Source organism: Peribacillus butanolivorans (assembly GCF_001273755.1).
Taxonomy (GTDB): Bacteria; Bacillota; Bacilli; order Bacillales; family DSM-1321; genus Peribacillus; species Peribacillus butanolivorans.
This window is the reverse complement of the sequence record NZ_LGYA01000001.1, coordinates 1549013-1562173: the sequence shown is the minus strand read 5'-3', so window position 1 is coordinate 1562173 and position 13161 is coordinate 1549013. Positions and strand designations below refer to the sequence as shown.

The 13161-nt window shown below is 35.7% G+C and carries 16 protein-coding genes; 5 read left to right on the top strand and 11 right to left on the bottom strand.

From position 1 onward, the window contains the following. Nucleotides 1-228: 228 nt before the first annotated feature. The 3 genes from AKG34_RS07475 to AKG34_RS07465 all read right to left on the bottom strand — a co-directional run bounded on the left by AKG34_RS07475 (nucleotide 229) and on the right by AKG34_RS07465 (nucleotide 1263). On the bottom strand, nucleotides 229-453 hold the full coding sequence (locus tag AKG34_RS07475; protein ID WP_236694882.1) for a YqaI family protein: 225 nt from the start codon (nucleotides 451-453) through the stop codon (nucleotides 229-231). Next, on the bottom strand, nucleotides 446-661 hold the full coding sequence (locus AKG34_RS07470; RefSeq protein ID WP_053345505.1) for a hypothetical protein: 216 nt from the start codon (nucleotides 659-661) through the stop codon (nucleotides 446-448). The genes AKG34_RS07475 and AKG34_RS07470 overlap by 8 nt, the downstream gene beginning before the upstream one ends. A gap of 377 nt (nucleotides 662-1038) precedes the next feature. Next, on the bottom strand, nucleotides 1039-1263 hold the full coding sequence (locus AKG34_RS07465; protein ID WP_236694881.1) for a helix-turn-helix transcriptional regulator: 225 nt from the start codon (nucleotides 1261-1263) through the stop codon (nucleotides 1039-1041). Between the two features lie 134 nt (nucleotides 1264-1397). Here AKG34_RS07465 and AKG34_RS07460 point away from each other — a divergent pair, with 134 nt between their 5' ends. From AKG34_RS07460 to AKG34_RS07450, 4 genes are all read left to right on the top strand, one after another. Then, nucleotides 1398-2036: a LexA family protein gene (locus AKG34_RS07460; RefSeq protein WP_053345504.1), complete on the top strand. Its 639-nt coding sequence runs from the start codon at nucleotides 1398-1400 to the stop codon at nucleotides 2034-2036. Nucleotides 2037-2617: 581 nt separating this feature from the next. Beyond that, the gene (locus AKG34_RS29580) at nucleotides 2618-2725 is read left to right on the top strand and encodes a DUF4183 domain-containing protein (RefSeq protein WP_407946278.1); all 108 of its coding nucleotides are present in this window, start codon (nucleotides 2618-2620) and stop codon (nucleotides 2723-2725) included. Nucleotides 2726-3365: 640 nt separating this feature from the next. After that, complete coding sequence (locus tag AKG34_RS07455; RefSeq protein ID WP_053345503.1) at nucleotides 3366-3926, top strand: copper resistance CopC family protein; 561 nt, start codon at nucleotides 3366-3368, stop codon at nucleotides 3924-3926. A gap of 1 nt (nucleotide 3927) precedes the next feature. Further along, on the top strand, nucleotides 3928-5019 hold the full coding sequence (locus AKG34_RS07450) for a CopD family protein (protein WP_053345502.1): 1092 nt from the start codon (nucleotides 3928-3930) through the stop codon (nucleotides 5017-5019). 745 nt (nucleotides 5020-5764) lie between these two features. Here AKG34_RS07450 and poxB read toward each other — a convergent pair. From poxB to AKG34_RS07425, 5 genes are all read right to left on the bottom strand, one after another. Continuing rightward, nucleotides 5765-7489, bottom strand: a complete 1725-nt coding sequence (gene poxB / locus AKG34_RS07445) for a ubiquinone-dependent pyruvate dehydrogenase (protein WP_053345501.1) — start codon at nucleotides 7487-7489, stop codon at nucleotides 5765-5767. A 254-nt stretch (nucleotides 7490-7743) separates the two neighbouring features. After that, a complete protein-coding gene (locus AKG34_RS07440) occupies nucleotides 7744-7983 on the bottom strand; it encodes a hypothetical protein (RefSeq protein ID WP_053345500.1) in 240 nt (79 codons plus the stop codon). Beyond that, nucleotides 7983-8441, bottom strand: a complete 459-nt coding sequence (locus tag AKG34_RS07435) for a hypothetical protein (protein ID WP_053345499.1) — start codon at nucleotides 8439-8441, stop codon at nucleotides 7983-7985. Before AKG34_RS07435 ends, AKG34_RS07440 begins: the two co-directional genes overlap by 1 nt. A 155-nt stretch (nucleotides 8442-8596) precedes the next feature. Further along, on the bottom strand, nucleotides 8597-8947 hold the full coding sequence (locus AKG34_RS07430; RefSeq protein ID WP_152952255.1) for a YhfM domain-containing protein: 351 nt from the start codon (nucleotides 8945-8947) through the stop codon (nucleotides 8597-8599). Between the two features lie 590 nt (nucleotides 8948-9537). Then, nucleotides 9538-9960, bottom strand: a complete 423-nt coding sequence (locus AKG34_RS07425; RefSeq protein WP_083450701.1) for a hypothetical protein — start codon at nucleotides 9958-9960, stop codon at nucleotides 9538-9540. 208 nt (nucleotides 9961-10168) lie between these two features. Here AKG34_RS07425 and AKG34_RS07420 point away from each other — a divergent pair, with 208 nt between their 5' ends. Then, nucleotides 10169-10546 carry a YndA family protein gene (locus AKG34_RS07420; RefSeq protein ID WP_053345497.1) on the top strand — a complete coding sequence of 126 codons (378 nt, stop codon included), beginning with the start codon at nucleotides 10169-10171 and terminating at the stop codon, nucleotides 10544-10546. A gap of 597 nt (nucleotides 10547-11143) precedes the next feature. Here the strand turns inward: AKG34_RS07420 and AKG34_RS07415 are convergent. The 3 genes from AKG34_RS07415 to AKG34_RS07405 form a co-directional block, all read right to left on the bottom strand. Beyond that, nucleotides 11144-11350 (bottom strand): hypothetical protein, encoded by a 207-nt coding sequence (locus tag AKG34_RS07415; protein ID WP_053345496.1) that lies wholly within the window; start codon nucleotides 11348-11350, stop codon nucleotides 11144-11146. A 58-nt stretch (nucleotides 11351-11408) separates the two neighbouring features. Next, nucleotides 11409-11810: a hypothetical protein gene (locus AKG34_RS07410; protein WP_053345495.1), complete on the bottom strand. Its 402-nt coding sequence runs from the start codon at nucleotides 11808-11810 to the stop codon at nucleotides 11409-11411. Between the two features lie 470 nt (nucleotides 11811-12280). Then, a complete protein-coding gene (locus AKG34_RS07405; protein WP_053345494.1) occupies nucleotides 12281-13147 on the bottom strand; it encodes a LysR family transcriptional regulator in 867 nt (288 codons plus the stop codon). Nucleotides 13148-13161: the final 14 nt, after the last annotated feature.

Genomic DNA, 13161 nt, shown 5'->3' with positions numbered 1-13161 from the left:
TTTCTATAAGGAACAAGCCCTATCTCCTACAAAGGAAAGAGGGCTCAAATATTTTTATTAATCTTATTTGCAATTTCTTCGAATGCGCCACTGTCCAATTGCTCCTAGTCTTAGTGTACTATATAATTCATTTCATAGATTGTAATTAAATCCTTTCTTTTCAATAACTCATGTTGCCTTCCAAAAACAAATAGATTGTCTTTCTGGATTTGATCCAAGAGTCCTTTTTTAATCAGCAGTTTTAAATAAAAAACCGTAAACTTCACTAAGGTAACTATCTAGGTTTACTTTCAACACAACTTCACCTGTGGATGGATCCATTACAATTGAATCACCCAATAAAATTCCATGGCCATAATAATCAATGCCTGCATGTTCTGGTTGCGCTTTAAAGCTAAGAAAACCTAACTTTAGAGTCTGAGAAATTTTCGGATGTTTGATTTCTTTAGGCACTTAACTCGCCTCCTTTATACTCGTATTTCACACCAACAACAGGTAAATTAATTTCTGTGATAAGCTCGTCCTTGCGATTAAACAATTTGAATACTCCATCGTGTAAGATAATGTCCTCAACAATTTCTCCACCAAATTCTCTACCAATCGAAATGGTATTAACAACTGCTCCTGAAACTACCTCAAATGATTTAATTTCTCTTTCCACTTTATCCACCTTCCCAATTGTTTTCTCAAATCATCATAAGTATGGATTTTTGAGAAAACTCTATTTTTAGTCTGGTTTTCCAGTGGCACTTTCGGATGATTTTCAATATAATAAATCCGGCTTCTTCAGTCATTAACCAAAAGATAACATCACTCATATGACTTAATTCCTTTAATACGACCATCAGCCATATTGTTATACAAGTGTTTTATTTTCCGAACTGTTAGATAATCCCTTCACCCAAAGATGTTTAAAGCAATGTTCTTTTATATCCTAAAACGTTCGCCTTTGTTCCCATATAATTGAGTGGTTTTATTACCCCATTCAAAAAGGGTTGCTCAATCACTTGTTGTTAAGTCAGATGGTAAACTTGCCCCTTAACTACACTTAAAGTGTATGTCAGGGTCAAAAAAAATGATATCGTCAATCGAAAAACCAACGCACTCTGCAAACAAAAAAGCCTTATCAATACGTAAAGGAATTTTATATTGCTCGTAATCAATATAGGTTCTCTTGGCCATTCCTAGCACTTTTGCCATTTCTTCTTGTGTTAAACCTTTATACTTTCTCGCCTGTTTGATTGTAAACTTTATATTTGTCACATCTTGTCACCTCCTGTCTAAAAAAATAATATCACACTTGAAGTATAGTTAACAACATATTGTTGTAAAATTCACACACTTTAAGTTTACTCATATTCACTCATAGTGTATATTCAAGATAGAGGTGAAGAAATATGCACATTGGAGAACGAATTAAAAAGTTAAGAAAAGAACGAAGAATGACCCAAGAAGATTTAGCAAAAATATTAAAAGTTGCTCCTACAGCAGTATCAGCCTGGGAATCGGGGCGAAACAAACCTTTAATGGATAAATTAAGCCTGATGTCTACGTGCTTTGATATACCGCTTTCACATCTCATTGAAGGATCACCTACAGTTGAAGATGATCCTTCAATGGAATATTTAAACGAGAAGAACGTCAGATTTATTGGTGTTTACGGAAATATCCCTGCTGGTGAACCGAATTTTGCCCGAGAGTATATTGAAGCCTATATGCCTACTTTAAATTCTATGCTAGATACAAACAAAGAATATTTTTACCTTAAGGTAAATGGCAACAGCATGAATAAAGAATTCAGCGACGGCTCACTTATCCTAGTTGAAAAAACAACCTATGTTGAAAGGGGTAAAATTGGTGTGGTCTTAGTAAATGGTCATGATGCTACAGTCAAAAAAGTGAACATTTTCGAAGAAAACATCACACTGATTCCATCCAGCACAGATCCATTTTATGAAGAAAAAACTTATAATATCAAAAAAGATCGGGTTCGAATATTAGGAAAAGTAGTTCAAGCAATAAAAATATACGATTGATAATTCCAATCGTGAGCAATTTAAGATGGGCGAAGGTTCACCCTCTTTTAGATGTTTTGTCATTTAATTTATTTCTCTATCAAGGAAGCCCTGGTCATTTTCATCTATCAACCAGGTTGGACCTTTATTAATTTTTGCAGCAATCCCACAAAATCTACCGCACAATAAGAAGAACCCTTTTTTATCGTAGGATTCTAATATTTATCAAGTCAGGTTTTTCATTCTTTTAATTTCGGTTATACTATCGTTCACAACCACTTATAAGATTCGTATAATTAGAGTATTATATTTCGCCTCTGTAGCTCTAGAAGGGAAGAGCGCCGGAAAACATTGTAGCCACCGGGTCGCAAGGTAAGGGTTTCAGAAGCACCGAAAAGCAAATAAGCTGCGGCAGGTGCAATTCCTGCCGGTGAAAATCCGTAGGGAAGCGTGTTCTCCCCTATCCTATGCTTACGAAAGGAGTGCGGGTTCGAATCCCGTCAGAGGCTTTCACTTCCTATTGCACAAGTTGCCTTGTTTCCATCTGTTGTAAGGTTCTTCAATGAAGTTACTGCCACTGTTACAGGTGCAGGAATTTAACAATTGCAGTTGAAGACTTCTGGACTGACACAGGAGCAGATGCTACTACACTTCCGGCTTTAGCAACAGATAATAGTTACTTTAATGGTTATGTTAATGGTGTACTATAGTACTATAGATGGATGATCTATTAACCTATACTCCTGGAGGTGCAGGTGTAGGCAATTAGTAATTACAGTTCCTGCTGGTTCAACTATTGAACAAAATTCATACCCACGCGCGATACAAATGTTATCAATTAATCCATTAAAGACCTCTGAAGAATAAGGGGATAAACCTTCTCTCTCCCAAATTGTATGTATAGTTACCTCTTACATTTGAGTTGTAGAATTGTATCAGCAATATTTTTATTTATCGATACTTTTCTTAATTTATCTTTTCATTAGTTATCGAAAAACAAGCGCATGGATGGGGTTATTATGAGGTGGTTTGCTTGTGTTTACCTTTTACATTGCGATGTTAACGAGTATTAAATTTTTATAAAAGTGAGTGATTTGAGGATTTAAGGTTGATTGAATTTTTTTCAATTCCTCTTTTACTCGATTTCCCTATTCCTCGTCATATCAAAAAGTCCTCACTATTGTCATTTTGAGTTGAAATTAAAATCTTTTCACTCCTATTGTTCCACCTCACTCAAATATTTTGTTTATGCCAAGTTTGCCAATTTGTCGAAAATTTGTTGTAATGATGGTTTGAATATAATACCCACTCTGATACAATGAGTGCGTTATTACTATTTGGAGGTTAATTATGATAAAAAAGTTATTTTTATTTACGTTTATATTCTTCCTAGCATTTGTAAACAATGCTTTGGCTCACACTGGTTTAGAAAGCTCATCTCCTCAAAATGGAGCTATCGTTAAAGAGGAATTGCAAGAAATCACATTAACTTTTGAATCAAAGATAGAACAGAACAGTACATTTGAGATTCAAAATTTAAATGGAGATTCAATACCTGTTAAAAATATCTCTATAACAGAGAATAAAATGGTAGGTAGTTTTTCAAATCCTTTAGAAAATGGGAAATATCAAGCGAAATGGAAGATTATCGGAGCAGATGGGCACCCTATTGATGGAGATTTTTCCTTCTCGGTAGATATGCCTGTTACCGAAACTCCTGCAGAAGTACAAAAGGAACCAAAAAAAGAAGATGCGAAACAAGTAGAAGAAAATAAACCAAAAACAGCAAATGAACCAAAAGAGAAAATCGAACAAAACAAATTGCCATCCTATATAATTCCATCTATCATTGGTGTATTAATTGTGATCGTTGTTGGAAGTTTCATATGGGTAATGAGAAGGAAAAAATAAAATGTTCTTAATAGGAATCATTAGTGAGGCATTGTTATATCTTTGCTTTGCCCTTCTCATCGGCAGCTTTCTCTTATATCTTGTGCCAAGCTCTTATCGACCGAATATAAACGTACCAAAGGGTTATTTAATGATGGCTATAGGGGGTATAGCCATCTTTTCGTTTATCCCCGTTTTACAATTGATTTTATACCTTTATGAGGATATTGGATTTGCTCAAACCCTTCAGTCTGTTCTTTTTACATTTGAAGTGGGAAAAGCGTGGGTTTTTACTTACATTTTCTCGAATTTATTATTTATTTTAGTGGTTTGGTTTGATTATCGAAAAAGGGCTCTCTATTCTTACATTGGGATTATCTTCACGCTCATATTAATTCTTGCACTTGGTTGGTCAAGTCACGCCAGTTCGTATGATCAGGTGAAGGGCTTTTTAAATCAATCAGCCCATTTTACTGCTGTTAGTGTTTGGACAGGGATACTAATCGTTGTTAGTTGGTTTTCAAAAAATCATTCTAATTGGTTGAATTTCTTAAAATGGTTTACACCTGTTGCTATTGTTTGCTTTGCAAGTACTATTGTGACAGGTCTTATACTAATGACCTTTGTTGTTGAGTTTAAGGATTATCCTAATTCTTGGATGATTCCTTATGGACAAGCACTATTGTTTAAACATATATTGATTATTCCTTTATTAGTTTACGCAGTAATCAATAGTATTCTTATGAAAAGGAAATTAGAGAAAGATATAAACTTTAATCCAAAACCTTGGGCAAGAGTAGAAAGTATCGTAATTCTGCTTATATTTTCAGCAACTGCAGCATTAGGACAACAATCACCACCACACGAAACTACTGTAACAAGTGAAGTGGTTTCTAAATTATTTACGATGTTTTATCAAGGGCAGTTTCAGCCAGAAATGACTGTTCGACTTGTTTTAAACTCAACAAGTATGACTCTTATTTTGTTAGCCCTTTTATTCTTAGTTTTAACTATTTTTTCATTCATCAAGAAAGCCCCTGCTGTCGTTTCTTTTTTTATGTGTATCCTATTAGTGCTATGCGTTTATTTATCTCTCATATTAGGACTCCAATAAAAATTACTAAGTATTTACTTCCCTATATTCCTAGTTCCGCTATGAATGCAGGAAGATATGGGGTATATGGTATGATTATGCCAACTCTTATAGAAAAACTATTTGCTAACAAAACAAGAGAGAAAAAAATGCTGCATTTTTTTTATACGTAGATTCAAAAGATCGCCAGTATAGGCGGTCTTTTTTGCAATCTTCTTGTTGAACTCCCCCAGTATGATCGTTTCCCTTTGTCTATCTATACTTCATTTTTAACCCTTAATTTTTGAAAGTCTTAAAAAAACAAAAATTGGGTTGGACAGATATTTACGGATTAAAGATTATTCATATATTCTATCGAGCTTTTCTTTGAAATAGATATTATAGGAATATATATTATGCCACTCTAGCAAAAAAGAGGTTTTAAAATTGGAAGCTAGCTAAATACATACCGCTGCACCTAGGAAGGCATTAACGGTTTAGTCTAAATCAGCATCAGGCAAAATGATCATGTGGTTCTTTTACCTCCAAAAGTAGCGACTCGTTTATTATTTCGGCATCCCTCGTAGAACCCACAAAAGAAATAATTTCTATTTTGAAGAAGACATAGAAAAAAAGAATATGAGGCCCTATTTGTGCTCATGCAGATTTACACAGCCCTTTTATTTTACAGTATCAGAGCAGGCTAATGTTCAACCTGCCTGCATTTTTTTATGTTTTAACCTTCACCTTATTTGCTTTCTATTAACACTTGCCTCTTACTTACATACTATCGGATGAGATTGGTCTTAGCCAGCTCCACAATATCATTACCCTGGCCATTCAGCACAGCTTTAAGCATCCAAAGAGTGAATCCTTGTGCCTGTTCTAATTTGATACTAGGCGGAAGTGACAGCTCCTGGCGGTTTACTACCACGTCAAGTACAACTGGGCCGTTATGTGCAAACGCTCGTTTCACTGCATTCTCAAGATCTGCCGGGTCTTCTACACGAATTCCTTCTATTCCCATCGCCTGGGCAACATCAGCGAAGTTTGGATTCTCAAGACCTGTCCCTGTTTCTAGGTAGCCTGAAGACTTCATCTCGAGTTCTACGAAACCTAGAGCATTGTTGTTAAATACAACTACTTTTACCGGTAATTTATGCTGCCGAAGCGTCAATAAATCTCCCATTAACATTGAGAGTCCTCCATCTCCAGACAGTGCAACTACTTGAACTTCCGGTCTCGCAGCCTGGGCTCCAATTGCCTGAGGCAAAGCATTTGCCATCGTACCGTGATTGAAAGATCCCAGAAGTCGTCTTTTTCCGTTCATTTCCAGGTATCGTGCAGCCCATAAAGTTGGTGTACCTACATCACATGTAAACACTGTGCTCTCACTGGCGAGATTGCTTATTACTTTAGTAAGAAATTGCGGATGAATCGGCATCCTTCCTGGCTTCCCTATTGCAAGCTTATCCAATCCCCTGCGAACATCCCGATAATTTGAAACAAATTTATCTAGATGATGAGTGTCATGTGTTTCACTTAAAAGAGGAAGAAGTGATTCAACTGTATATTTAACGTCTCCACAAAGTCCAAAGGTTAATGCTGCTCGGCGGCCTAAATGTTCCGCTCGAATATCAACTTGTAAAATAATAGATTTTTTAGGTAAAAATTGCCTGTATGGGAAGTCGGTACCAAGCATTAATAATACATCACAATCCATCATGGCATGATATCCAGATGAATATCCAATAAGACCCGTTAGTCCCACCAAATATGGATTATCATACTCCAGATGTTCTTTCCCTCTAAGTGCAATGACCATTGGCGATTTAAGTTTGTCACAAAGCTGCATCAACTGAGCGTGGGCTCCTTCACAACCTGCCCCGCACAATAATGTAATGCGTTTACCACTATTGAGATATTCTGACAGGCGTTTTAACTCTTCATCAGATGGTCGAACAACCGGCTGTGTTATGTGGATTACCTGTTCAGGAACACTTTCATTGTCAGCGAGTAAAGCAACATCTCCAGGAAGAACGAGGACAGAGACACCTTTTCGTGAAATGGAATGTTGTAGAGCCATCGTAACCATGCGGGGCATCTGTTCAGGTTTTGTCACAACCTCACAGAAATGACTGCACTCCTTGAATAAATGCTCAGGATTTGTTTGTTGAAAATAGTCTCCTCCAATTTCATTACTTGGTATATGTGCCGCAATAGCCAACACTGGAATTCGACTTCGATGACAATCGTAAAGTCCATTGATTAGGTGAAGATTCCCCGGGCCACTGCTTCCTGCACAAACTGCGATACTGTTACTTAATAATGCGTCAGAACCCGCAGCGAAGGCTGCAACCTCCTCATGCCTCACCGATATCCAATCAATCTTCCCCGAACGTCGAATGGAATCTAAAACAGCGTTAAGTGAGTCACCCACTATCCCGTAAATCCGTTTTACTCCAGCGTTCAGCAAAGAATCAATCAGTAAATCTGCTATTGTTTGTTTCATCCTTTTCCTTTCCTCCTTAGTAAATATAAAAATCTTGTATTTTATTACCCACGTCTTAACAAAATAATAATACTAATATTAATTTCAATTTATTAACATTAAGGTTTCCTTTTTACTGATTAATATTCTGTTGATGTAAACATCCTTTCACTAAGGCGGAGTTTCGACTTACCATTATTGAAAAAGCTGCCTTAAAGACAGCTCCGATCTTAAGCTAACGCACTTGTTAGTTGAAAAACTTCGTATCAACTTATTTATTCTGATTTAAACTCAATCTTCTTTGCTTGATACATTTTATCTTTAAATTCATAAGAAATTTCAATCGTACCAATGAACATGGCGGGAGTAATTTGACCACCTACAGAAGCCACCAAATGATTATCAACCACATCAAATTTGACGATACTGCCAAAAGCAACATCATTAAACAAATGGTCTGGGGGGATTTGAAACTTTTCGATATTAATTACCGTTATCTTATCGCCAATTGACACTACAGCTTCAGTTGTGTCAGTTTTGTTTTAACATCTTTCAAAATAATCGCTATGGGATTGTCTACTAGAACCTCTTCATAAATCTCACCTATATTGGTTTGGGTTTTATTTAGTACATGGACTTCACTATCTAAAGCCTCTGTGCCATAACCCTTTGTTAATACAATAGTTAAATCCTTCTTCTTATCTTGATTTAAGTCATTGTATAGGAGTCTTGGGACATATGAAGGATTGGTTTCATTCACCCAATAAGGAAAATATCTTGTTCCCCCTTCAATCTTCATCTCGAAATCTCTGTACATGCCGTTTTTTCTATCTAGGTCAATAGCATATAAAATAACATTGGCTTCTTTTGATTTTAAAATAACCTTTTTGGATTCTGCGAATACTGTTGTCATACTTTGACCGTTATAAAAAGAATTAACCATGACCAGTAAAAACAGAATTTTGTACCACATAAAGTCCACCTCATGATTAATATGCCACTTGTCTTATTTCGCTGTACTGCCCCTTTAGTGCCATAAGAAAAAGGCTGCCTCGCAACCCTCCTTATTGAAGTAAAGCACCCGTTAGTGAAGAAGAAACAGCATTTTTAATGGCACTAACGAACCCGTTACTTTAAGAGTATATTTATTAGAGTTTTTGCACCCTCATTATCCAACTCTCCATAACTTTTGTTTTCATTATTGCTAATAATTATCGCCGTACCGTTTTCATTAAACCAGATTTCATATTCAACAATTCTTTCAGGCATATTTTCATCAAAAGTGTAAAATAGAGTAGCATTTAAATCAGGTTTTCTAGCCATTTTGACCATTCTATTGTCCCATTTGATTTGTTTAAATGCCTCGCTTAACAATTCTATTGATTCGTTATCTGTTATCATTAAAGCTTCTTCGTACTTTCCTTCTGCATCGATTTTTTGAACATCCACTCTTGTTAATTGTTCTGTATCTTCTCCCATACAACCGACCAATAGCAACATAAAAACAAAAAGAAAAGTAAAATTTATAATTTTTCTGATCTTACTCCACCTCCATATATATTTAGAGACGTTTACATTGCATAATAGTTCCAACCTTTATAACTAAACTACCTCTTTGGTTGAACAAGGTTATTTTTTTCCTCTAATTTGAATGTATGATTATATAAATTTTCGTACATTAAAAAGATTTCCAAGACGGGGTCTTCTTCTTGAACCAACGCCACTCGTTAGCTTAATAAGCCAGATAAAAAAATTAAAGCAAAGACGCTATCCAAAAGTTTTCTTTTGGACAGTATCATCTAGATATAATTCAGAAGGCCGCCAATTGGCGGCCTTCTTATGGCGCTAACGCACCTTTAGGGGTAGCTCCAACCATTTATCACATTTTCTACGCTAAGGATCAACCCCTTGATAAATAAGGGTTTTCCTAAAACGTTCATTTAAGGAAATTTTCCTATTACTCGAAAATGATGGTTAAAATGAGTGATTTTCAATCCTTAAACTCTTCCCTTATTCAAAATCTCTATCTAAAACAGAGAAACGTTACAGGATCTTCCTTAGCGTGGGTTTTACGTCAAATCGTTGGCGGGACCCTTTCTTGTGCCCAGTATGATGAGGGCGACATAGATTACGATGGCAATCGAATCTATAAGCGTATCCGTAAGCCCGGATACGTCAAGCAATGCCGTTACACTAAGAATAACCATCAGTCGGACGATCAGGATCGCCGCGATCAACCATGCGGCAAACCGGATCTTTGATTGCTCGGTTTGGAATGACATGAAAATGAAAGCGATGCCGAAGACCAGATTTTCCGCCGTGATGATGTGCCAGACATACGTGAATACTGTCTGGGTACCCACGGATATCGCCTCAATGTTAAGCGTCTGTAGCACAGCGGATTGCCCGTTCCATGCGTGCGTGACGGCAAACAGCATCGCAAGGACGCCTGCAATCAGATAATAAAAATTCCTAACCTTGATGTTCACCACAACCTTCCTTGGAAATTCCCGGTTCCTTCTTTCTCTTTTTTGTTTACTTCTTTAATATATTCTGTAGATTTGAAACAAAGTCGTACCGTTTGTAAAAAAGTTGCACCGTTTCATTCCTTTTCGAATAAAGAATTCTAAGTGATTTTTAATCAAACTTTTTTATGTAGAATAATATTTTTCAAGTCAAAACGGGAGAGGAGGAATGAGCATGAAAAAGTTTAATATGAGTGTCGTGGCTTTGGTAGCTGCGTTGTTGTTCCCTTCTTCTACATTTGCAAGCGGCTGGGATTACTTAGGAGAAGAAACTCTTTATTCTAATGGTGCTGAAAGTGATGTGTATGCCTCTACTGGTGGAGATTATAAGATTTGTCGGGATCCTTACGTGGGTCCAGCTGGTAAGTTAAAAATTGAATTATGGGAGTACGATCCTGATAGTTATAATGATTATGTAGGAACAAGATATATAGAACGAGGCAAATGTGGGTATTTCTGGGGTATTGGTAACTTTGTTGATGGAGGAAATGAAGCGGAATTTTTTGCGAAATCAAGGACTGACAATGATATGCATTTAATCTTTTTTGATTAATTTACTAACTGAATGAAAAAAAGGACCTGGGATTGATTCGTAAAGGCTAAAATGAAGGATGGTTAAGATCGAACCGATAGGCTACAGGGTAAAGCATCGTTTTAAAAGTATCTTTTGGTCTTATGATAATAAATCTCTTCTACTAGTTGAGTTGAATGTATAGGGTTACGATGTTGATAAAAAAGATGCGATGTTTTGAATAAAGTCGCAATGTGTACAAAAAAGTTGCCACGTTTTGATGCTTTTAAAGAATTCTAAGTGATTTTTAATCAAACTTTTTTATAAAACGGAATATTCATTCAAAAAGAGAGGAATCCATTTTGATCAACCTTTTTTCAAAATGGTTTCTTTTTTTGTGCCGTAGAATATGAGTTTGTTGAACGTTTTTGATTAAACTTTATTTTATAGATACACTAGGAGGAATAAATTGAATTTTAATATTCAAAAATTCAATTAAAAAAAGAAGGATTGTTTTTCCCTTCTCATTTTGAAAATATTTTGTTCCACCAACTTTTTTCTTTACTTGTACTTCTTCACTAGTTGCAACATGCATTTCAACTTCTTAACTGGCTGCAACCTGTTTTTCTGGTAGATAATTTAATCTACCGTTAAAACATGTCCAAGTGATAGTAAATAATTCTTAACCAGCTCTTCTGCTTCTTGTTCTGAATCTACTTCAAATGAAGACTTCATTGAATGTGAAAGTTCAAGCATTTGATTATATTCTAAATTTGCCAGAATAAACCGATCTACCACATATGCCACAGTCTCATTATTCCCTGTTTTAGTTACCAATTCAGTCATCTATCCACTACCTCCACACTACTAAAGTCAAAAGCTAGTATATAACATACGTACCTTGTCAGTGGGCTGTGTGGGTCGCTGCTTGCGGAGTAGGGAGGTGCTTCGAGTAGCCCGTCATATAGACCGAAGTCCGCAAAAGTCTATGGGAATTAGTGGAAATAAGGGTGATCAATTCATCTGCCCCATTTGTTATGATTAATTGCTGAGTAGATAAGGATAAGCGGGTAGTCTTTTTCAACTTAGCTGCATGAGCATCAGGATATCGATTTAGATTGGATAAGCTTTTTGTTATAGCTTCGATTGCCTTCGGTGATGGTCCAATAGGATTCTCATTAGAAGCTAATTTAATAACCCTTTTCTGCCCTATTTCTTTTTTAACTTCCCATAATGGTTTACCTGGTGTATGCGGCTTAAGTTTATCCAGTGCTTTACGAGACCTTATCCGGTTGGTGTTGTACATTGCCTACTCCTTCAAATCGATTTAGTTTTTTTACTCATCTATTTAGTTTTTTACTCATCTACTAATTAGTTTTTTACTCATCTACTAAAATAAACTATAAAAAGATTTGAAATTTTCCTATATGAAAAATCCCATGATAAAGAGATAATTGTGAAACAATTCACTCACTTAACCAATAAATAATCATTATTTAGCCATTTATGTGATTGGTAGATTAGAATCGACTCTATAATAATAAATGATTTAATATTTTTATCACCATCCAATTAAACAATTTTTTTACCATCCATTAACTTTTAATTAATAAAAAAGAATCATGAAAATATCATGATCCTTAGTTGATATAAGATGCTAAATATTCAACAGCATTAAGGGCTTCCGCAAACCTTTTCTGTTCATTTGGTGAAAATATACAATTAATACAAGTGTGACAACGACAAATAGTTTGTTTTATGTGCTTAAGAGCTGTTTCATTTTAACCATTCCTGAATAAACTCAATTATTTTTTTCGATCCTGGTGACATATAACGTAAGGAAGTGGCTGCAATTCCAATGGTGCGATAATAATTACCTTCCAAAGGGATTATTCGAATACTCTCGTGGATACGATACAGTATCATTTCAGGGAGGATACTGATTCCAAGACCATTTTGCAACATGGAAATGATCGCCTGATCTTCAGCGATTTCATATTTGATTTTTGGTTTGATTTTGTGTTCTTTCAAAATTCTTCGAACATCCTTATCGATGCTTGATTTAGGCATGATAAAAGATTCATCTTTGAGTTGATCTAAGTAAATGATATCTTGCTGATTTAAAGGGTGCGTATCCGGTAAAATACACAAAAGTCTATCATTTTTTAACGGAATCACTTCATATGCCTTTGAAACTGGCAAGGACATAAAACCAAAATCAATGGTTCCATCCGAGATCCATTGATCAATTTCATCGTAATCTCCTTCAAATAGTTTTATTTCTATGTACGGGAAATCTATATTAAATTGCTTAATAATCATAGGCAACCATTGAATAGACACACTTGGAAGTGTACCGATTCGTACGATACCTGTTTCTAGTCCATTAATTTTAGATACTTCCTGCATCATCAGCTCATTACATTTTAATATTTCTCGCATATAAAGCAGCATTTTTTCTCCATTGCTGGTTAAATGAATACCTAAACGTCCCCGAGTAATCAACGAAAAACCGAAGTCGGACTCAAGACTTGCTATTGCATGACTTACAGCTGATTGAGTTAATCCAACTACTTCCGCTGCTTTCGATAGACTTCCTGTTTCTACAACGGTTCTAAAGATCTCATATTTGATCAGTGTCATTTATAGTCACTCCA